This window comes from Jiangella sp. DSM 45060 (genome assembly GCF_900105175.1).
Lineage (GTDB): Bacteria > Actinomycetota > Actinomycetes > Jiangellales > Jiangellaceae > Jiangella.
This window is the reverse complement of record NZ_LT629771.1, coordinates 6,934,342-6,953,444: the sequence shown is the minus strand read 5'-3', so window position 1 is coordinate 6,953,444 and position 19,103 is coordinate 6,934,342. Positions and strand designations below refer to the sequence as shown.

Annotated in this window: 20 protein-coding genes and 1 pseudogene; 12 read left to right on the top strand and 9 right to left on the bottom strand. The window is 72.8% G+C overall.

The window, feature by feature from the left end:
• Positions 1 to 126: 126 nt before the first annotated feature.
• The 5 genes from BLU82_RS31465 (at position 127) to acs (ending at position 6,347) form a co-directional block, all read left to right on the top strand.
• Positions 127 to 1,413 (top strand): sensor histidine kinase, encoded by a 1,287-nt coding sequence (locus BLU82_RS31465; protein WP_092624763.1) that lies wholly within the window; start codon positions 127 to 129, stop codon positions 1,411 to 1,413.
• A complete protein-coding gene (locus BLU82_RS31460; protein ID WP_092624762.1) occupies positions 1,410 to 2,093 on the top strand; it encodes a response regulator transcription factor in 684 nt (227 codons plus the stop codon). Before BLU82_RS31465 ends, BLU82_RS31460 begins: the two co-directional genes overlap by 4 nt.
• Before the next feature lie 246 nt (positions 2,094 to 2,339).
• Positions 2,340 to 2,627 (top strand): DUF485 domain-containing protein, encoded by a 288-nt coding sequence (locus tag BLU82_RS31455; protein ID WP_092626611.1) that lies wholly within the window; start codon positions 2,340 to 2,342, stop codon positions 2,625 to 2,627.
• Positions 2,627 to 4,243 (top strand): cation acetate symporter, encoded by a 1,617-nt coding sequence (locus tag BLU82_RS31450; RefSeq protein WP_092624761.1) that lies wholly within the window; start codon positions 2,627 to 2,629, stop codon positions 4,241 to 4,243. The genes BLU82_RS31455 and BLU82_RS31450 overlap by 1 nt, the downstream gene beginning before the upstream one ends.
• 142 nt (positions 4,244 to 4,385) lie before the next feature.
• Complete coding sequence (acs, locus tag BLU82_RS31445; RefSeq protein ID WP_092624760.1) at positions 4,386 to 6,347, top strand: acetate--CoA ligase; 1,962 nt, start codon at positions 4,386 to 4,388, stop codon at positions 6,345 to 6,347.
• 27 nt (positions 6,348 to 6,374) lie between these two features.
• Here the strand turns inward: acs and BLU82_RS31440 are convergent.
• Positions 6,375 to 7,522, bottom strand: a pseudogene (locus BLU82_RS31440) (TDT family transporter).
• Between the two features lie 70 nt (positions 7,523 to 7,592).
• On the opposite strand from BLU82_RS31440, the gene BLU82_RS31435 reads away from it, so the two are divergent.
• Entirely contained in the window at positions 7,593 to 8,591 is a 999-nt protein-coding gene (locus tag BLU82_RS31435) for a LysR family transcriptional regulator (protein WP_092624759.1), read from the top strand.
• Here the strand turns inward: BLU82_RS31435 and BLU82_RS31430 are convergent.
• Complete coding sequence (locus tag BLU82_RS31430; RefSeq protein WP_092624758.1) at positions 8,497 to 9,462, bottom strand: YafY family protein; 966 nt, start codon at positions 9,460 to 9,462, stop codon at positions 8,497 to 8,499. The genes BLU82_RS31435 and BLU82_RS31430 overlap by 95 nt on opposite strands.
• A 64-nt stretch (positions 9,463 to 9,526) precedes the next feature.
• Between BLU82_RS31430 and BLU82_RS31425 the strand changes: the two genes are divergently transcribed.
• From BLU82_RS31425 to BLU82_RS31405, 5 genes are all read left to right on the top strand, one after another.
• Positions 9,527 to 10,003, top strand: coding sequence for a pyridoxamine 5'-phosphate oxidase family protein (locus BLU82_RS31425; protein ID WP_092626607.1), 477 nt, complete (start codon positions 9,527 to 9,529; stop codon positions 10,001 to 10,003).
• Between the two features lie 82 nt (positions 10,004 to 10,085).
• On the top strand, positions 10,086 to 11,369 hold the full coding sequence (gene nhaA, locus BLU82_RS31420; protein ID WP_197682593.1) for a Na+/H+ antiporter NhaA: 1,284 nt from the start codon (positions 10,086 to 10,088) through the stop codon (positions 11,367 to 11,369).
• Positions 11,370 to 11,491: 122 nt separating this feature from the next.
• Positions 11,492 to 11,905 carry a phage holin family protein gene (locus BLU82_RS31415; protein ID WP_092624757.1) on the top strand — a complete coding sequence of 138 codons (414 nt, stop codon included), beginning with the start codon at positions 11,492 to 11,494 and terminating at the stop codon, positions 11,903 to 11,905.
• Positions 11,902 to 12,831 (top strand): alpha/beta fold hydrolase, encoded by a 930-nt coding sequence (locus tag BLU82_RS31410; protein WP_197682592.1) that lies wholly within the window; start codon positions 11,902 to 11,904, stop codon positions 12,829 to 12,831. The genes BLU82_RS31415 and BLU82_RS31410 overlap by 4 nt, the downstream gene beginning before the upstream one ends.
• 131 nt (positions 12,832 to 12,962) lie before the next feature.
• Positions 12,963 to 13,475 carry a GNAT family N-acetyltransferase gene (locus BLU82_RS31405; protein WP_092624756.1) on the top strand — a complete coding sequence of 171 codons (513 nt, stop codon included), beginning with the start codon at positions 12,963 to 12,965 and terminating at the stop codon, positions 13,473 to 13,475.
• A gap of 83 nt (positions 13,476 to 13,558) precedes the next feature.
• Here the strand turns inward: BLU82_RS31405 and BLU82_RS31400 are convergent, their stop codons facing one another.
• Genes BLU82_RS31400 through nth form a run of 3 tightly spaced genes read right to left on the bottom strand, consistent with a single transcriptional unit; the run spans position 13,559 to position 16,121 of the window.
• Positions 13,559 to 14,752 carry a MarP family serine protease gene (locus tag BLU82_RS31400; protein ID WP_092624755.1) on the bottom strand — a complete coding sequence of 398 codons (1,194 nt, stop codon included), beginning with the start codon at positions 14,750 to 14,752 and terminating at the stop codon, positions 13,559 to 13,561.
• A complete protein-coding gene (locus BLU82_RS31395; RefSeq protein WP_092624754.1) occupies positions 14,749 to 15,420 on the bottom strand; it encodes a CoA pyrophosphatase in 672 nt (223 codons plus the stop codon). Before BLU82_RS31395 ends, BLU82_RS31400 begins: the two co-directional genes overlap by 4 nt.
• A complete protein-coding gene (gene nth, locus BLU82_RS31390; RefSeq protein ID WP_092626599.1) occupies positions 15,417 to 16,121 on the bottom strand; it encodes an endonuclease III in 705 nt (234 codons plus the stop codon). Before nth ends, BLU82_RS31395 begins: the two co-directional genes overlap by 4 nt.
• Positions 16,122 to 16,350: 229 nt before the next feature.
• Here nth and BLU82_RS31385 point away from each other — a divergent pair, with 229 nt between their 5' ends.
• Positions 16,351 to 17,028, top strand: a complete 678-nt coding sequence (locus BLU82_RS31385) for a Crp/Fnr family transcriptional regulator (protein WP_069110059.1) — start codon at positions 16,351 to 16,353, stop codon at positions 17,026 to 17,028.
• Positions 17,029 to 17,050: 22 nt separating this feature from the next.
• Here the strand turns inward: BLU82_RS31385 and BLU82_RS31380 are convergent, their stop codons facing one another.
• The 4 genes from BLU82_RS31380 to BLU82_RS31365 all read right to left on the bottom strand — a co-directional run bounded on the left by BLU82_RS31380 (position 17,051) and on the right by BLU82_RS31365 (position 19,099).
• Entirely contained in the window at positions 17,051 to 17,752 is a 702-nt protein-coding gene (locus BLU82_RS31380; protein ID WP_092626596.1) for an MBL fold metallo-hydrolase, read from the bottom strand.
• 56 nt (positions 17,753 to 17,808) lie between these two features.
• The gene (locus tag BLU82_RS31375; RefSeq protein WP_255367133.1) at positions 17,809 to 18,375 is read right to left on the bottom strand and encodes an NUDIX domain-containing protein; all 567 of its coding nucleotides are present in this window, start codon (positions 18,373 to 18,375) and stop codon (positions 17,809 to 17,811) included.
• 104 nt (positions 18,376 to 18,479) lie between these two features.
• Entirely contained in the window at positions 18,480 to 18,944 is a 465-nt protein-coding gene (locus tag BLU82_RS31370) for a RidA family protein (RefSeq protein ID WP_092624753.1), read from the bottom strand.
• The gene (locus BLU82_RS31365; protein ID WP_074946573.1) at positions 18,941 to 19,099 is read right to left on the bottom strand and encodes a DUF4177 domain-containing protein; all 159 of its coding nucleotides are present in this window, start codon (positions 19,097 to 19,099) and stop codon (positions 18,941 to 18,943) included. The genes BLU82_RS31370 and BLU82_RS31365 overlap by 4 nt, the downstream gene beginning before the upstream one ends.
• Positions 19,100 to 19,103: the final 4 nt, after the last annotated feature.

Sequence of the window (19,103 nt, the reverse complement as noted above, 5' to 3'; positions counted from 1 at the left end):
CATCTCGGATACCGCGATCGGACGACGTCGGCCGACGTCATCCTTCGGATGTAGTCCACGGGTGCAGCCCGGCTCCTCCCTGATGACGTCGCCCGCGACCCGGTGGTCGGCCAGAATGGACCGGTGATGTGGCTGTCGATCGCGCAGCGGCTGCGCGGCTGGGCGACGCTGGTCGTGCGGCCGTCCGGCCCGCCGCCGCGGCCGACCCGGCGCAACCTGCTCTTCGACGCCGGCCTGGCCCTGGCGGTGGCCGTCGCCGCGGTCTGGTACGGGCTCGAGGGCTCCGACGGCCCGCTCCTCGTCGTGCAGGACGCCCGGGCGCCGGAGCCGCCGTTGCCGCCGCCGCCCGAGGGCCCGGACTCCGACACCCGGCTGCAGGGGACGCTCACGGCGCTGGCCTGCTCGGCGGCGCTCGTGCTGCGCCGGCGGTTCCCGCTGACCGTCCTGTGCGTCGTGCTGGCGATCACCACCATCGTCATCTCCGACGAGCCGCGGCTCACGTTCTACGCGCTGGTCATCGCCGCGTACAGCGCTGCGGCGTACAGCCCGTACCGGGTTCCGACGATCGCGGCCATCGGCGCGACGGCGGTGGCGGTCACCCTCGCGCACGACTCCGCGCTGCCGGTCGTGTCCGCCGAGTACGTGCCGCTGCTGGTGCTGGTGCCGATCGCCGTCGCCGCCGACGGGCTGCGCCGGTGGAAGCTGCGGGTCGAGCAGGGCCGGGTCCGGATGGCGGAGCTGGAACGCGAGCAGGCCGCGGCGGTGCGTCGCGCCGCGGAGGACGAGCGGGCCCGGCTGGCGCGCGAGCTGCATGACGTCGTCACCCACAACGTGAGCGTCATGGTCATCCAGGCCGGCGCCGCCCGGACGGTGATGGCGACGGCGCCGGAGCAGGCGAACGAGGCGCTGCTCGCCGTCGAGGCCGGCGGCCGGGCGGCGATGGCCGACCTGCGCCAGGTCATGGGGCTGCTGAGCCGCGACGACGCCGGCGCCGAGCCGGACGGCCCGGACGACCTCGCCCCGCAGCCGGGCCTCGACCGGCTGAACGCGCTGGTCGACCGGGTCCGCGCCGCCGGTCTGCCGGTCGAGCTGACGGTCACCGGACGGGTCCGGCCGCTGCCGCCGGGCATCGAGTTGGCCGCCTACCGCGTGGTGCAGGAGGCGCTGACCAACACGATGACGCACGCACAGGGCTCCGCCGCCACGGTCACGCTCGACTACGGCGAAGATCGCCTGCGGGTCGACGTCGCCGATACCGGCGGCACGCCCGTCGTGCCCGCGAAGTCCGGCGGCGGCCGCGGCCTGACCGGGCTGGGCGACCGGCTGGCCGTCCACGGCGGGACGCTGGTGACCGGGCGCCGGCTCACCGGCGGCTACCGGGTCCAGGCCGAGCTGCCGGTGGAGGCGCCATGACCGAGACCCTGCGCGTCGTCGTCGCCGACGACCAGACGCTCGTCCGCACCGGGTTCCGGATGATCCTGACCGCCGGCGGCATCGACGTCGTCGCCGAGGCGACGAACGGCGCGGAGGCCGTCGACGCCGTCCGGCGGACCCGTCCCGACGTCGTCCTGATGGACATCCGGATGCCGGAGCTCGACGGCCTCGAGGCGACCCGGCGGATCCTGACCAACGCGGCCGGCGAGCCGCGGATCATCATCCTGACCACGTTCGACCTCGACCAGTACGTCTACGCCGCGCTGTCCGCCGGCGCCAGCGGCTTCCTGCTCAAGGACGTCACGCCCGAGCAGCTGGTGACCGCCGTCCGCACCGTCCGGGCCGGCGACGCCCTGCTCGCCCCGGCCATCACCCGGCGGCTGGTGGCCCGGTTCGCCCACCGCGACGGCGATTCGGCCGCCCGGCATCGTGACCTGTCCGAGCTGACGCCGCGCGAGGTCGAGGTGCTGACGCTCGTCGCCCGCGGGCTGAGCAACGCCGAACTGGCGCAGCGGCTGCACATCTCCGAGGCGACGGTCAAGACGCACGTGGCGCGCGTCCTCGCCAAGCTGAGCGTGCGCGACCGCGTCCAGGCCGTCGTGGTCGCCTACGAGACCGGCCTGGTCACCGTCGGGGACACGCAGCCGAGCGGAGGCTAGGGCCGACCGCTCGTCGCACCGTAACGACCGCTCATCGCAGCGGCGAACCCCGCACGCCGCACCCATGTGCCGCTCACCGCACGCCCCCGTGCGGCGTCTCCCGAGGCAGGAGGCCACGGCCCTACCGTGGCGCCCCACCGGATCACTGTGACCCGGACCACATGACGACGAGGAGGTCGGAGCGTGGCCAGTCTCGAGACACCCCCGCCCGAACGCGCCGTGCCCACCGCCGAGGAGTACGAGCGCATGCAGGCCAGCCCGGAGTTCGCCGAACTCCGCCGGCGGTTCCGCAACTTCGCGTTCCCCATGACCGCCGCCTTCCTGTCCTGGTACCTGCTGTACGTGCTGCTGTCGACGTACGCGGTCGACTTCATGTCCGAACCGGTCGTCGGCAACATCAACGTCGGCCTGCTGTTCGGTCTCGGCCAGTTCGCGTCGACCTTCCTGATCACGTGGCTGTACATCCGCCACGCCGACCGGAAGCTGGACCCGATCGCCAAGCAGATCCGCGACGAGCTGGAGGAGGTGCGCTGATGGAGACCCATGTCGGCAGTCCTGGCGTCAACATCACGATCTTCGCCGTATTCGTCGCGATCACGCTGGTCATCGTGCTGCGCGCGTCGAAGAACAACCGGACCGCGGCGGACTTCTACGCCGGCGGCCGGGCGTTCACCGGTCAGCAGAACGGCATCGCGATCGCCGGCGACTACCTGTCCGCGGCGTCGTTCCTCGGCATCGCCGGGGCCATCGCGATCTACGGCTACGACGGCTTCCTGTACTCGATCGGCTTCCTGGTGGCCTGGCTGGTGGCGCTGCTGCTGGTCGCCGAGCTGCTGCGGAACACCGGCCGGTTCACGATGGCGGACGTGCTGTCGTTCCGGATGCGGCAGCGCCCGGTGCGGACGGCGGCCGCGACGTCGACGCTCGCGGTGTCGTTCTTCTACCTGCTGGCCCAGATGGCCGGCGCCGGCGGCCTCGTCGCGCTGCTGCTGGGCGTGACCGACCGCGGCGGCCAGGGCGTCGTCATCGCCGTCGTGGGCGCGCTGATGGTGTTCTACGTCCTGGTGGGCGGCATGAAGGGCACCACCTGGGTGCAGATCGTCAAGGCGATCCTGCTGATCAGCGGCGCCTTCGTCATGACCATCTGGGTGCTGGCGCAGCACGACTTCAACCTGTCGCAGCTGCTCGGCGCGGCCGTCGACAGCGCCGGCGGCGCGGCGGGCCTGCTGGACCCGATGAACCAGTACGGCGCGTCGGACACCACGAAGCTGGACTTCATCTCGCTGGCGCTGGCCCTGGTGCTCGGCACCGCCGGCCTGCCGCACGTCCTGATGCGCTTCTACACGGTGCCGACGGCGCGCGACGCCCGGCACAGCGTGACGTGGGCGATCGCGCTGATCGGCCTGTTCTACCTGCTGACGCTGGTGCTCGGGTACGGCGCGGGCGCGCTGGTCGGCCCGGAGGAGATCCTGGGCGCACCGGGCGGCGTGAACTCCGCGGCGCCGCTGCTGGCCTACGAACTGGGCGGGACGATCCTGCTCGGCGTCATCGCGGCGGTCGCGTTCGCGACCATCCTCGCCGTCGTCGCGGGCCTGACGATCACCGCGTCGGCCTCGTTCGCGCACGACGTGTACGCCAACGTCATCAAGAAGGGCGAGGTGGAGCCGAACGACGAGGTGCGGGTCGCCCGCATCACCGCCGTCGTCATCGGCGCGGTGGCCATCGTCGGCGGCATCTTCGCCAACGGCCAGAACATCGCGTTCCTCGTGGCGCTCGCGTTCGCCGTCGCCGCCAGCGCGAACCTGCCGGTGATCCTGTACTCGCTGTTCTGGCGGCGGTTCAACACCCAGGGCGCGGTGTGGAGCATCTACGGCGGCCTGCTGACGGCGGTGACGCTGATCGTGTTCTCGCCGGTGGTGTCGGGCAAGCCGGTGAACCCCACGACCGGCCGCAGCCCGTCGATGCTGCAGGACGTCGACTTCCACTGGTTCCCGCTCGACAACCCCGGCATCATCTCGATCCCGGCCGGATTCTTGTTCGGTTTCGTGGGCGCCCGGTTGTCCAAGGAATACAACAAGGCGAAGTACGCCGAGATGGAAGTCAGGTCCCTGACCGGCGCCGGAGCAGAGAAGGCCACGTCCGCCCACTGACACCGGAGCGCGCTGCCGCCGACCCTTCTCGTCCTTGCCCAGCAGGGCCATGCGATGGTGAGGTTAGACGGCAGCGCGCCCCGATGCGCCGCCGGGCAGTCACGGTTGCCCAGGATCACTGACAATGAGGAGCAGACCGAACGTGACCAATGACGCTCTCTCCAATCTGCTGCACGAGGACCGGAGCTTCCCCCCGTCCGCGGAGTTCGCCGCCCAGGCCAACGCCAAAGCAGAGCTGTACGAGGAGGCCTCGGCGGATCGCCTGGCGTTCTGGGAGCGCCAGGCTCGTGAGCTGCTGAGCTGGAACACCGAGTGGTCTCAGGTGCTCGACTGGAGCAACCCGCCGTTCGCGAAGTGGTTCGTCGGCGGCAAGCTCAACGTCGCCTACAACTGCGTCGACCGGCACGTCGAGGCCGGCCACGGCGACCGCGTCGCCATCTACTGGGAGGGTGAGCCCGGCGACAGCCGCGCGCTGACCTACGCCGACCTCCAGCGCGAGGTCTCGAAGGCCGCCAACGCGCTGACGGAGCTGGGCGTCGGCCACGGCGACCGCGTCGCGATCTACCTGCCGATGATCCCCGAGGCGGCCATCTCGATGCTGGCCTGCGCCCGCATCGGCGCCATCCACTCGGTGGTGTTCGGCGGGTTCTCGGCCGAGGCGCTGCGCAGCCGCATCGAGGACGCGCAGGCCAAGCTGGTCATCACGGCCGACGGCGGGTTCCGGCGGGGCAAGCCGTCGGCGCTGAAGCCGGCCGTCGACGAAGCCGTCGCGAAGTCGCCGTCCATCGAGAAGGTGCTGGTCGTCCGGCGCACCGAGCAGGAGGTCGACTGGGACGACAGCCACGACGTGTGGTGGCACGACCTCGTCGACCGCCAGTCCGACCAGCACGACCCGCAGCCGCACGACGCCGAGGACACGCTGTACATCCTGTACACGTCCGGCACCACCGGGAAGCCGAAGGGCATCAAGCACACGTCGGCCGGCTACCTGCTGCAGTCGGCGTACACCCACCGCAACGTCTTCGACCTCAAGCCCGAGACGGACGTGTACTGGTGCACGGCCGACGTCGGCTGGGTCACCGGCCACAGCTACATCGTCTACGGGCCGCTGGCCAACGGCGCCACGCAGGTGATGTACGAGGGCACGCCCGACTTCCCCGAAGCCGGCCGCTGGTGGGACATCGTCGAGAAGTACAAGGTCAGCATCCTGTACACGGCGCCGACGGCCATCCGCACGTTCATGAAGCAGGGCGACGAGATCCCCGGCCGCCGCGACCTCTCGTCGCTGCGTGTCCTGGGCAGCGTCGGCGAGCCGATCAACCCGGAGGCGTGGATCTGGTACCGCCGCGTCATCGGCGGCGACCGCACCCCCGTCGTCGACACGTGGTGGCAGACCGAGACCGGCGCCATCATGATCAGCCCGCTGCCCGGCGTCACCGCCGCCAAGCCCGGCTCGGCGCAGACCGCGCTGCCGGGCATCGTGGCCGACGTGGTCGACGACGCCGGCAACGTGGTGCCCGACGGCCACGGCGGCTACCTCGTGCTGACCGAGCCGTGGCCGTCCATGCTGCGCACCATCTGGGGCGACGACGAGCGGTTCATCGACACCTACTGGTCGCGCTTCGAGGGCCGCTACTTCGCCGGCGACGGCGCCAAGAAGGACGACGACGGCGACATCTGGCTGCTCGGCCGCGTCGACGACGTCATGAACGTGTCGGGCCACCGCATCTCCACGACGGAGGTCGAGTCGGCGCTGGTGTCGCACCCGAAGGTGGCCGAGTCCGCCGTCGTCGGCGCCTCCGACCCGACCACCGGCCAGGGCATCGTCGCGTTCGTCATCCTGCGCACGGCCGCGGGCGACGGCGGCGCCGACGTCGTCCAGGAACTGCGCAACCACGTGGCCAAGGAGATCGGCCCGATCGCCAAGCCACGGCAGATCATGATCGTGCCGGAGCTGCCGAAGACCCGCTCCGGCAAGATCATGCGCCGTCTGCTGCGCGACGTCGCCGAGAACCGCGAGCTGGGCGACGTCCAGACGCTGGCCGACCCGACGGTCATGAACCTCATCAGCGACGGCCTGTCGAAGGGCTCGTCCGAGGACTGACGCCGCACGTTCCTGCCCCCGCGAGGCTCATCGCGGGGGCAGGAACAGCGTGCCGCGGGCGCCGGCGCGAACGGTGCGGGTCGCGACCGTGACCCACGCGGCTACGAGCAGGACGAACAGCGCGACGGCGGCGGCGCTCAACGCCGCCGAGTCCAGGCGCAGGGCCAGGGTGCTGGCCGCGGTGACGCACGTGCCGACCGGGAAGGTGAAGCTCCACCAGGTCAGCGCGAACGGCAGCGCCGACCGAGCGGCGCGCAGGGTCAGCGCCGCGGCGAGCGCGAGCCACAACATCGCGAAGCCCCAGGCGGGCACGCCGTACAGGACCCCGAAGACCTCGGCGCCGGTGGCGTACGGACGGGCAGCGCGTCGGCCGCGACGTCGCCGAGCAGGTTCGCGGCGGTCACCGACTGCCCCAGCGGGCCGAGCACGATCCACAGCGTCGGCGCCATGACCGCCGCGCCGGGACCGTGGTGCATCAGCCGGGACCAGATCTGGGCGATGACGACGAAGCCGGCGATCAGGCTGGCGCCGAACATCGCGTAGCAGGCGACGAGCAGGGTGAGCCGGGCCTGCCCGGCCGGCACGTGCGGGACCAGCGCGGCGCCGGTGGCGGCCGAGACCATCGGCGGCACCACCGGCATGAGCCAGCCGCCGAAAGCGGCGTTCGCGGCGACGGTGTGCCCCGTCATCGCGCGGTAGGGAATCCAGACGGACGTGACCAGCCCCAGCAGGGTGCCGGCCGACCACAACGCGACGGCGACGGCGACCGCCGCCTGGTGGCCGATCCAGTCGCGTCCCAGGGTCAGCGTGCCGGCGCCCACGGTGAGCAGCGCCATCGCCGGAGCGCCCCAGAAGTGCGCCAGGACGGGGTTCGCGGCATGTCCCCTGGCCCGGTCGCGGTGCCGGGTCCAGTGCACGACCCAGGTCGCGGCGAGGGCCAGCAGCCAGGCCGCGGCGAGCGCCCACACCACCGTCGCGGCCGGGCGCAGCCCCGGCGGCTGGACCGGCAGGCCGGCCGCGGCGACGGCCACGATGCCGGTGCCCATGACCGAGGCGAACCAGTTCGGGCCGAGGTGCTCGAACACCTGGGCGGGGTGGTCGAGGTCGCGTAGCAGGCCGGAGGGGCGGCGGGCGCCGGCCGGCCAGCGGGTCGCGGTGGTGCCTTCGGCCGTCATGGTCCCACCGTCACGCAGGCGGCGGCCGCCCGGTAGAGCCGGATCGCCGATGAGCTCATAGGGTCGCCTTATGCCTCTGTCCCCACGGGTGAGCGACCTCGCGACCTTCGACCTGCTGCTGTCGGTGACCCGTCTGGGCAGCGTGGGAGCCGCCGCGAGGGCGCACGACGTGACGCAGCCGGCGGCGAGCGCGCGCCTGAGCCACCTCGAGCGCAAGCTCGGACTGCAGCTGCTGGACCGCTCCGCGCGCGGGTCGCGCCTGACCGAGCACGGGGCGCTGGTGGCCGACTGGGCCCGCGCGGCCGTCGACGCCGCGGCGGCCATGGACGCCGGCCTGCTGTCCTTGCGCACCGGCACGCACAGCCGGCTGCGGGTGGCGGCCAGCCTGACCGTGGCCGAGTACCTGCTCCCGCACTGGCTGGTGGCCCTGCAGACGTCCGCGCCGGACACCGCCGTGGCGCTGGTCGCGGGCAACTCCGACGACGTCGCCCGGGCCGTGCTGGACGACGAGGTCGAGCTCGGCTTCGTCGAACGCCCGCAGGTCCCCGCCGAGCTGACCAGCCGGCGGGTCGCCCGGGACGAGCTGACGGTGATCGTCGCGCCCGGTCACCCGTGGGCCCGGCGCCGGTCCGGGATCACGCCGGCGGAGCTCGCTGCCACGCCGCTGGTCAGCCGGGAACGCGGGTCCGGAACGCGCCGCCACCTCGAGCGCGCCATCGGCTCGGCGACGGACGTGGCGCTGGCGCCGCCGCTGCTGGAGCTGCCGTCCACCACGGCGATCAAGACCGCCGTCGCGGAAGGCGTCGCTCCTGCCGTCCTCAGCTCCCTGGCGGTGGCCGCGGACCGCGCCGCCCGCGCCGTCGTGGCGGTGCCCGTCCGCGACCTCGACCTCACCCGCGACCTGCGCATGGTCCACCGCCGCGGCCGCCGGCTCGTCGGACCGGCGCTGGAGCTGTCGGACATCGCCCAGCGGCTCAGCCGTTCCGGGCGGCCAGCTCCAGAGCGACGGAGCGCAGAGTCGCCCGCAGCGACGCGGGCTCCAGCACCTCGACCTCGTTCATCAACGTGAACAGCTGGTGGGCGGCGACCTCCTCGGACTCGGTCCACAGGTCGGTCTCGATCCAGCCGTCCGCGTCGGGGTCGGACGCGGCGTCGCGCGCCCACGTCGCCGCGAGGGCGCCGACCGCCGTGTGCAGGCGCCGCAGCGCGGGCGCGGACAGCCGGACGCGGCAGCGGTAGCGCAGCAGCGACCGGTCGAACTGCGACGACGACTCCGCCCACCAGGTGGCGAGGTCGAAGTCGTCCGGGCGCCAGGCGGCGTCGGGAAGGACGGCTGCGGCGTCGATGCGGCTGACGCGGTACGTCCGCACCTGCTGCCGGTGCGCCGCGACGAGATACCAGGTGCCGGCCTTGAGCACGAGGCCGAGCGGGTCGAGCAGCCGCGCCACCGTCCGGTCGGACCGCTGGTACGAGACGTCGAGCCGCCGGCCTGACCACACCGCGTCGGACACCGTGGCCAGCGCCTCCGGCGGCGCCACCTCGCCGAACCAGCCCGGCGCGTCGACGTGGAAGCGCTCGCGCAGGCGGGCGGCCCGGCCACGCAGCTCGGGCGGCAGCATGGCGATGACCTTCGTCTGCGCCGCGACGAGGACGGTGCCCAGCCCGAGGTCCGCCGCCGCGCTCGGGACACCGCCGACGAACAGCGCGGCCGCTTCGTCGCCGGTGAGGCCGTCGAGCGTCGTGCGCCAGCCCTCGACCAGCCTGATGCCGCCGCCCGGCCCCGACTCCGTCCACAGCGGGACGCCGGTGGCTTGCAGCGCCGCGATGTCGCGGTACACCGTGCGGACGGACACCTCGAGCTCGCCGGCCACCTCGGCAGCCGTCATGGTGCGGCGCTGCTGGATCAGCAGCATCATCGCCATCAACCTGCTGGCTCTCACGACATCGAACCTACGCCAGATCGCTGACAGCGGATGTCAGTCATGGGTCGGCAGCATGGGTGTCATGGCGACCTGGAAGCAGTTCGACGACGAAGTACCCGAGCTGGCGGCGATCGTGCACGCGCAGCTCACGGCCACCAAGCACCACGTGCTCGCGACGCTGCGGGCGGACGGCTCACCGCGGGTCAGCGGCACCGAGGTCGACTTCGACGGCGACCATCTCACGCTCGGCTCGATGCCCGAGGCCCGCAAGGCGCACGACCTGCAGCGCGACCCGCGCTACTCGGTGCACAACAACCCCGGCGACGGATCGATGACGGTGCCGGACGTGAAGATCTCCGGCCGCGCCGTCGAGGTCACCGGCCCCGAGTTCGACGCCTACCAGGCGGCGCACGCCGGCGCGCTACCGCCGGGACCGTTCCACCTGTTCCGGCTCGGCATCGACGAGGTGGTGCTGGCCGGCCTGAACGACACCCGCACCGGCATGGCGATCACCCTCTGGCGGCCCGGACAGTCGGTGCGGACGTTCGCCCGATCCTAGGGAACGCTAAAATATCCACCGGTGTGCCGGGAAGTCTGGTCGGCGTGACATCGTCATGTCCGCTATCAGATGAGGTGATCCCGTGCCCCGCCGTCTGTTCGCCCGCTCCACCTGGCCCGAGGCGCAGTACGTCGCGTCCGTGCTGCGCAGCGAGACCACCGGCGGGTTCCTCATGCTGGTGGCGGCGGCCACCGCCATCGTCTGGGCGAACGTCGGCACCGATTCCTACGAGGCGCTGCGCACGGCGACCATCGGGCCGTCGGCGCTGCATCTCGACCTCGACCTCGCGACGTGGGCGGCCGACGGGCTGCTGGCGATCTTCTTCCTGGTCGCCGGGCTGGAGCTGAAGCGCGAGCTGGTCGTCGGCAGCCTGCGCCGGCCGGCCGAGGCGGCGCTGCCGATCATCGCGGCCGTCTGTGGCATGGCCGGGCCGATCGTCGTCTACGTGGTGGTGAACGCCATCGGCGGCGGCCCCATGACGGGCTGGGCGGTGCCGACGGCCACCGACATCGCGTTCGCGCTGGCCGTACTGGCCGTCATCGGGTCGCGGCTGCCGTCGGCGCTTCGGGCGTTCCTGCTGACGCTGGCCGTGGTCGACGACCTGCTGGCGATCCTGCTGATCGCCATCTTCTTCACCACCGACGTGCGCATCTGGCCGCTGCTGGGCGCCGCCGCCATTCTCGTCGCGTACGACCTCATGCAGCGCCGCGACATCAGGGCCTGGTGGCTGTACGTCCCGATGGGCGTGGTCGCGTGGGCGCTCATGCACGAGAGCGGCGTGCACGCCACCGTCGTCGGCGTCGCGTTCGGGCTGCTGACCAGGGCACACCGCAAGGAGGGCGAGGAGCAGGCGCCGGCCGAGCGCATCGAGAACCGGGTCCGGCCGTTCTCCGCGGTGCTCTGCGTGCCGGTCTTCGCGCTGTTCGCCGCCGGCGTCACCATCTCGACCGACTCCCTGCGCGAGGTGTTCACGCAGCCCGTGGCGCTGGGCGTCGCGATGGGGCTGGTCGTCGGCAAGGCCATCGGCATCTTCGGCGGGACGTACCTCACCGCCCGGTTCACCCGTGCCGAACTGAGCAACGACCTGACCTGGGGCGACGTGTTCGGGCTGGCGACCATCGCGGGCATCGGCTTCACCGTGTCGCTGCTGATCGGCGAGCTGGCGTTCCGCGACGACGCACACAACGCGGAGCTGGTGAAGACGGCGGTGCTGGTCGGTTCGCTGCTGGCGGCGCTGCTGGCCACGATCGTGCTCGGCCGGCGCAACGTCATCTACAAGCGGCTGGCCGACGAGGAGTCCCGCGACGACGACCACGACGGCATCCCGGACGTGTACCAGGCCGAGGAACCGGGCACTCGACCGTGACCGGTCGGCCCGTCTACGCGACCAGCCCCCTCGACCTGCTCTAGAGTCGAACACGAGGCCACGCCGGCAGCTCGCCGCCGCGGCCGACGTGATTCGTGATAACTGCGACGAGGGGGTTCCGGATGGCCGCGCGGGCAACCAGTGAGGCCGACGGCTCGGCCTCCATCGGCCAGCTCGTGGCCTCCATCAAGGACGACGTCACCGGGCTGGTCCGCGACGAGATCGAGCTGGCGAAGGCCGAACTGAAGGCGGACGCCAAGGAAGCCGGCCTCGGCATGGGCCTGATCGCGGCGGCCGCGTTCCTCGGCCTGCTGGCGGTCGTCCTCGGCTCGTTCGCCCTCGTGTACGGCGTCCATGCGCTCGGGCTGGCCCTCGGCTGGTCGTTCCTCGTGGTGGCCGGGTTCTACCTGCTCGTCGCACTCCTCCTGCTGCTGGTGGCCCGGGGCCGTCTCGGCAGGATCTCCAAGGCCGAGCGGACGAAGACCACCGCCCGCGACGCCGCCCGCGCTCTGAAGAGGTCCAGCAGCAGCACGTGATCACCAACGACGCACATCGCCAGACGGTCGAGATCCCCGGCCCCTGGACGCATCGGACCGTCGCCGCCAACGGCGCGCAGTTCCATGTGGCGGAGATGGGGAACGGCCCGCTCGTCCTGCTCCTGCACGGGTTCCCGGAGTTCTGGTGGGCCTGGCGGCACCAGCTGCCCGCGCTCGCCGCGGCCGGCTGGCGTGCCGTCGCGCTCGACCTGCGCGGCGCCGGCGGCAGCGACAAGACCCCGCGCGGGTACGACGCGTTCACGTACGCCGCCGACATCACCGGCGCGATCCGCTCCCTCGGCGAGCGCCGCGCGGTGCTCGTCGGGCACGGCTGGGGCGCCTACGGTGCGTGGACGGCGGCGGCCATGCGGCCCGCGCACGTCGACGCGCTCGCCGTCCTGTCGATGCCGCACCCGCTGGTCCTGCGCCGGCACCTGCTCAAGGGCCGGCTGCGGCGCAGCGGCTCGCTGGCCTGGGTGCAGACCCCGATGGCACCGGAGCGCCGGCTCATCGCCGACGACGGCGCGCACGTCGAGACACTGCTGCGGCGCTGGTCGTCGCCGGGGTCGGCGTTCCCCGACGACGAGGCATCGCGCCACTACCGGGCGGCCATGCAGCTGTGGCCCGCCCCGCACTGCGCGCTGGAGTACCAGCGCTGGCTGTTCCGCTCGCTGTTCCGCGGCGACGGCCGCCGGTTCGCCAAGCGCGTCCAGGACCCCCTCACCATGCCGGTGCTGCAGGTGCACGGCGTCCAGGACTCCAACTTCGACATCGAGCTGGCGGCGGCGTCGCGCGAGCTGGTGGCCGGCGAGTACCACTGGCTGTCGGTGGAGGCGGCCGGGCACTTCCCGCACGAGGAGACGCCCGACACCGTCACCGACGCGCTGCTTGACTGGCTGGTCAAGCAGCGCGACCGGCACGACTGACGGTATGATCGTCTCCGTTCGTGTCGCTGCGAGGAACTGAGAGGAAGTGGGGTTGATGTCGGCGCGCCAGGCCGCGGCCTGACTTCACCCTGACCTCAGTCACCCCCCGAACACGAACGGGATTCCTCACCATGCCTTCGCAGTGGATCACGCGCGCCGAAACCGGCGCCGACATCGCGGCCATCCGCGACATCACCATCGCGGCGTTCGACCGCCCGGACGAGGCCGACCTCGTCGACCTGCTCCGCGCCGACGAGGCGTGGATCGACGGCCTGTCGATCGTCGCGTCCGCACCCGGCGGCACCGTCGTCGGGCACGCTCTGCTGACCCGCTGCCACATCGGCGACACCCCGGCGCTGTGCCTCGGGCCGTGCTCGGTGCGGCCGGGGCAGCAGAAGTCCGGCGCCGGCTCGGCCGCCATCCGGGCCGCGCTGCGGGCCGCCCACGACCACGGCGAACGCTTCGTCACGGTGCTCGGGCACCCGGAGTACTACCCGCGGTTCGGCTTCGAGCGCGCGTCGGCGCACGGTATCCGGGCGGGCTTCGAGGTGCCTGACGAGGCGCTGATGGCGCTCACGCTGGACGACGCGCACCCGCTGCCGTCCGGCACCATCCGGTACGCCGCGCCGTTCGGCGTCGGCTAGGCGGCTGACACGCGGCGGGGGCGGGTGATGCGGAGCCGGCGCAGCATCGCCGCCCCCGCCGCATTAGGCCTCCCTGACCGGCGTCAGGTGCAGGAGCCGGTCGAGACCGGCTCGGTGGCCTCGGCCGCGTCGGCGGCGACGTCGGTGAACTCGCTGGGCGCCAGCGCGTAGCCGGTGTCGGGGTCGGTCAGCGACGCCGCGAACACCACGCCCAGCACGGTGCCGTCGGGCGAGATGAGCGGGCCGCCGGAGTTGCCCGGCCGGATGCTGCCGCGCAGCGAGACGACCTCGCGGGTGACGGTGTTCTCGTCGTAGATGTCGTGCCCGATCAGCTCGTGGACGTCGCGGACGCGGACCTCCTCGCTGCGCAGCGGGCCGTTGTTCGGGTAGCCGATGACGGCGGCATCGTCGCCGTTGGCGGGATCGTCGGCCGTCATGGTGAGCTGTGGCAGCGTCAGCCCGGGAACGGACAGCACGGCGAGGTCGGTCTCGGGGTCGAACGCCACCACCTGGGCGGCCAACGGGTCGCCGTCGGGGAAGGTGACGACCGGCTCGCGGACACCGGCCACCACGTGGGCGTTGGTGAGGATGCGCTCGGGCGCGACCACGAACCCGCTGCCGGTGATGACCCGCTCGCAGGCGTCGGCCCGGCCGGTGATCTGCACGACGCTCTGGGCCGCCGTGCGCACCTCGGGATCGCGGCGCAGCAGGCTGCCGGGCGGGCCGACGTCGACGATGGGCTCCGCCGCCCACGGGACCACGACCTGCGGGAACCCGCCGGCGGCGACGACGTCCTCGAAGGCGTCGCGCAGACGGTCGGGCGAGACGGGCACGGCACGGTCGACGAGGTCGAGCAGCCGCGACTCACGGACGCCGGGCGACGCGTACGGCACCGCCGCCGTCGAGATGGCCAGCCCGACGGCCCAGGCGGCCAGCAGCAGCCCGGCCACGCCGAGGACCGCGCCACCGGCGGCGTCGAACTTCTTCGCCGGCTGCGACGACACCTTGGAGCGCACCCAGCCGCCGGCCCAGGCCAGCACGCCCTGCCCGATGGACGCGACACCGAGCACCAGCAGGACGGCCAGCACCGACACCCCGAGTCCGGGGTCGAAGCCGCCGAGGACCAGCGGCACCAGCAGCAGCCCGGCGACCGCGCCGCCGACGAACCCGACGAAGGACAGGAGGCCGACGACGAAGCCGTGGGTCCAGCCGGTGTAGCCGACCACGACCGCAAGGATGATGATGATGAGGTCGACGGCGTTCAAGCCCAGCGTCACGACCCACCTCGACCTTCACGGCTCAGGCCCATCCCCGTGGGCAGCGGCTCGACCAGAGTACGATCCCACGGCTCGGCGAGCCCCGCCGCGTCGAACAACGCGGACAGCACGCCCGCCGTGAACCCCCAGATGAGCATGCCCCCGGCCCGGAACGCGGGACCGGACCGGCCGGACGGGTAGCGCAGCTGCAGCCGGTGGGCGGGGTCGGTGAGCTCGCTGACCGGGACACGCTGCACCGACGCCACCTCGCCGGGATCGGCGACACGCACCTCGCACGGCTCGCGCCACCACGCCAGCACCGGCGTGACCGAGTAGTTGGAGACGGAGATCCACAGCGGCGGCAGCGTGGCGATGATGTCGACGCCGGCGGGGTCGACGCCGGTCTCCTCGGCGCACTCGCGCAGCGCCGTGCCGACCGGGCCGGCGTCGCCGGGCTCGGCGCCGCCGCCGGGGAACGCCGCCTGGCCGGCGTGGCTGCGCAGCCCGGCCGCCCGCTCGATCAGCAGGACATCGGAGCGGCCGTCGGTCTCGCCGAACAGCAGCAGGACGGCCGACTCGCGGGCGGTGTCGTCAGGAGCCGACCAGCGACCGGCGTGGTCGGCCCACGCGCCCGTGGCGGCGTCGGCGACGCGCCGCAGCCATGGTGGCGGGCCGTCGGCGGTCGTCATGCACGCGGCCCTTCGCGGACCAGTTTGGCGGCCGCCTTGGGGTCGGTGGGGCCCTCGCCGTAGGCCGGGCACAGCCGGGCCAGCGGGCACGCCCCGCAGGCCGGACGGCGGGCGTGGCAGCGGCGGCGTCCGTGCCAGATGACGCGGTGCGACAGCATGGTCCAGTCGCTCTTCGGGAACAGCGCGCCGATCTCGGCCTCGACCTTGTCGGGGTCGGTCTGCGTGGTCCAGCCGAACCGGCGCACCAGCCGTCCGAAGTGGGTGTCGACGGTGATGCCGGGGACGCCGAACGCGTTGCCGAGCACGACGTTGGCGGTCTTGCGGCCCACGCCGGGCAGCGTGACGAGGTCTTTCAGCGTGCCGGGCACCTCGCCGCCGAAGCGGTCGACCAGCGCCTGCGACAGCCCGAGGATGGACTGTGTCTTCGCCCGGAAGAACCCGGTGGGCTGGATGATCTTCTCGACGTCGTCGCGCTCGGCGGCCGCCAGCGCGACGGCGTTGGGGTAGCGCGCGAACAGGGTGGGCGTGACGCCGTTGACCCGCACGTCGGTGGTCTGCGCTGACAGCACCGTGGCGATGAGCAGCTCGAACGGCGTGGTGAAGTCGAGTTCGCAGTGAGCGTCGGGATAGAGGGCGTCGAGCTCACGGTTGATCTTGCGGGCCCGCCGCGTGAGGGCGAGCTTGGACTCGGTAGCGACCATCGACACCACTTCACTCTACGTTCTGGGACCGACAGGCCGGCGTTTGCGCCGCGAAACCCACCTGCCCAGGGATTCGGCGCGAATCCGTCCGTCTTTCGGCGGGCGATTCCGCTGTGTGGGGGCGAATGGTCCGCCATGATGGGCCCACGGCACAATGGGTTGCGGCCGACGTGACGCGAAACACCAGACCGTTGACCGCGCGTGGCTCGACGGCAGGGAGGATCTGGCAGTGGTTGACGACGTTCTACGGAGCGCGCTTCTGTTCCGCGAACTCGATGACGAGGCGGCCGGCGCGCTGCGTGCGTCGATGACCGAAGTGCACCTGAGCCGGGGCGAGACCCTGTTCCGTGAGGGCGACGAGGGCGACCGCGTTTACGTCGTGACCGAGGGCAAGATCAAGCTGGGCCGCACCGCGCCCGACGGCCGCGAGAACCTGCTGGCGCTGCTCGGCCCGGGTCAGATGTTCGGCGAGCTGTCGCTGTTCGACCCCGGTCCCCGCTCGGCCACGGCCACGGCCGTCACCGACACCACGCTGTGGAGCCTCAGCCACGCCGACCTCACGCCCTGGCTGACGGGGCGGCCCGAGGTGGCCCGCGGCCTGCTGCTGCAGCTGGCGTCGCGGCTGCGCCGGTCCAACGACATCCAGACCGACCTCGTCTTCTCCGACGTGCCGGGCCGGGTGGCCAAGCAGCTGCTGGACCTCTCGACGCGCTTCGGCGTGCCGTCCGAGGAGGGCATGCGGGTGGTCCACGACCTCACGCAGGAAGAGCTGGCCCAGCTGGTCGGCGCGTCCCGCGAGACGGTCAACAAGGCGCTGGCCGACTTCGTGTCGCGCGGCTGGCTGCGGCTCGAGCAGCGCTCGGTGGTCGTCCTCGACGTCGACCGGCTGCGCCGCCGGGCCCGCTGACGCCGTCCGCGCGGCCGTCCGGTCAGTCGCCCGCGCGCAGGTAGGCGAGCGTGGCCTCGACGGTGCGCTCGGCGGCCGGCCAGAGCGCGGGGTCGACGTCGGCGTAGACCACCTCGACGACGTCGCGGGCGGTCCGCGCGCCACCGGCCAGCGCGGTCCGGACCTGCTCGATCCGCTGCCGCCGATGCGCCACGTACTCGTCGACGACGCCGGCGGCGCCCGGCCGCAGCGGTCCGTGGCCGGGCAGTAGCAGCGCGTCGGCCGGCACGGCGGTGCGCAGCAGCTCCAGCGACGCCAGATAGTCGCCGAGGTCGCCGTCGGGGTGCGACACGATCGTGGTGCCGCGGCCGAGCACGGTGTCGCCGGTGAACAGCAAGACCGACTCGCCGTCGTCGGCGACGAACGAGACGGAGTCGGCGGTGTGGCCCGGGGTGTCCAGCACGGTGAGGCCGAAGTCGTCCAGCCGCTGCCCGTGCGGCGGCAGCTCGGCGTCGGCGCCGCTGGCGGCGGGGTCGCGGGCCAGCACCGGCGCACCGCCGGTCAGCTCGCGGAACAGGTCGACGCCGCCGCAGTGGTCGGCGTGGTGGTGGGTGATCAGCGCGACCGACACTGGACCCAGCGACAGGACGGCGTCGAGGTGCTCCTCCAGCCACGGCCCGGGGTCGATGACGACGTTGCCGTCGCCGGTGCGCAGCACGTAGGTGTTGGTGCCGTCGAGGGTCATCGGGCCGGGGTTGTCGGCCCGCACCAGCCGGCACCACACCGGCAGCTCCACCTCGGTCACTGAACGTCTCCTGGGTCGTCGCCGGGGAAGTCGGGGTCGCCCGGCAGCAGCGCCCACACCCGCTCGCCGTCGTCGAGCCAGCCGGGTACGACGGTGTCGACGGCCCGCCCGGCGCCCGCGGCCAGCGCCTCGGCCGTCGTCGCGAAGCCGGTGAGCGAGGCCAGCACCACCGCCGTCGGCGGCAGCATGACCCAGTCGCCGGCGTCGCCGCGGGCCAGCGCGTCGGCCGGCCGCACCCACTCCACCGTCGACGCCTCGCCGGAGACGTCGGCGGTCGCCTGGCCGGACGGCAGCGCCGCCAGGTAGAACCAGGTGTCGTAGCGACGTTCCTCGAACCGCGGCGTGATCCAGTGCGCCCACGGCACGAGGTCGCCGGGCGTCAGTTCGACGCCGGTCTCCTCGTGCGTCTCACGGATCGCCGCCCGGACGAACGCCTCGTCCGGGTCGGCGCCGTCGGCGGGGTCGACCTTGCCGCCCGGGAAGGCCAGCATGCCGGCGGCGAAGGCCATGCCGACATGCCGGACGTGCACGTACACCTCGACGCCGCCCGGGGTGTCGCGCAGCAGCGCGACCGTCGACGACGGCCGGGCCGGGACGACCGGAAGGCCGCCCGCGGCGAACGCCCGGGCCCGCTCCGCGATGGGTGCGGGCAGCGCGCGCCGGTCCGTCAGCCCACCTCGACGATCATCTCGACCTCGACCGGCGCGTCGAGCGGCAGCACCGTCAGGCCGACCGCGCTGCGGGCGTGCTGGCCGAGGTCGCCGAAGACCTTGCCGAGCAGCTCGCTGGCGCCGTTGACGACCTGCGGCTGGCCGGTGAAGTCGGGCGTCGACGCGACGAACCCGAGCACCTTCACGATGCGCGTGACGGCGGACAGGTCGCCCACCTCGGCGCGGACCGCCGCCAAAGCGTTGAGGGCGCACTGCTGCGCGCACTCGTACGCCTGCTCGGGCGTCACCTCGCCGCCGACCTTGCCCTTGTGGATCAGCTCGCCGCCCCGCACCGGCACCTGGCCGGACGTGAACACGAACGAGCCGGTGCGCACGGCCGGCACGTACGCCGCCACCGGCTTGGCGACGTCCGGCAGGCTCAGGCCCAGCTCGGCCAGCCGCTCCTCGGGGGTGCCCGTCATTCCGCCTTCTCCCGCTTGAAGTAAGCCACCACGTTCTCGGGGTTCATGCCCGGAACGATCTGGACCAGCTCCCAGCCGTCCTCGCCCCAGTTGTCCAGGATCTGCTTCGTCGCGTGCACCAGCACGGGTGCCGTCGCGTACTCCCACTTGGCCATGGGC

Excerpts from the sequence above, each read along its gene's own strand:
- BLU82_RS31465 (WP_092624763.1), top strand. The coding sequence starts at position 127 with ATGTGGCTGTCGATCGCGCAGCGGCTGCGCGGCTGGGCGACGCTGGTC.
- BLU82_RS31460 (WP_092624762.1), top strand. The coding sequence starts at position 1,410 with ATGACCGAGACCCTGCGCGTCGTCGTCGCCGACGACCAGACGCTCGTC.
- BLU82_RS31455 (WP_092626611.1), top strand. The coding sequence starts at position 2,340 with ATGCAGGCCAGCCCGGAGTTCGCCGAACTCCGCCGGCGGTTCCGCAAC.
- BLU82_RS31450 (WP_092624761.1), top strand. The coding sequence starts at position 2,627 with ATGGAGACCCATGTCGGCAGTCCTGGCGTCAACATCACGATCTTCGCC.
- BLU82_RS31435 (WP_092624759.1), top strand. The coding sequence starts at position 7,593 with ATGCCTCTGTCCCCACGGGTGAGCGACCTCGCGACCTTCGACCTGCTG.
- BLU82_RS31425 (WP_092626607.1), top strand. The coding sequence starts at position 9,527 with ATGGCGACCTGGAAGCAGTTCGACGACGAAGTACCCGAGCTGGCGGCG.
- BLU82_RS31415 (WP_092624757.1), top strand. The coding sequence starts at position 11,492 with ATGGCCGCGCGGGCAACCAGTGAGGCCGACGGCTCGGCCTCCATCGGC.
- BLU82_RS31405 (WP_092624756.1), top strand. The coding sequence starts at position 12,963 with ATGCCTTCGCAGTGGATCACGCGCGCCGAAACCGGCGCCGACATCGCG.
- BLU82_RS31395 (WP_092624754.1), bottom strand. The coding sequence starts at position 15,420 with ATGACGACCGCCGACGGCCCGCCACCATGGCTGCGGCGCGTCGCCGAC.
- nth (WP_092626599.1), bottom strand. The coding sequence starts at position 16,121 with ATGGTCGCTACCGAGTCCAAGCTCGCCCTCACGCGGCGGGCCCGCAAG.
- BLU82_RS31380 (WP_092626596.1), bottom strand. The coding sequence starts at position 17,752 with ATGACCCTCGACGGCACCAACACCTACGTGCTGCGCACCGGCGACGGC.
- BLU82_RS31370 (WP_092624753.1), bottom strand. The coding sequence starts at position 18,944 with ATGACGGGCACCCCCGAGGAGCGGCTGGCCGAGCTGGGCCTGAGCCTG.
- BLU82_RS31365 (WP_074946573.1), bottom strand. The coding sequence starts at position 19,099 with ATGGCCAAGTGGGAGTACGCGACGGCACCCGTGCTGGTGCACGCGACG.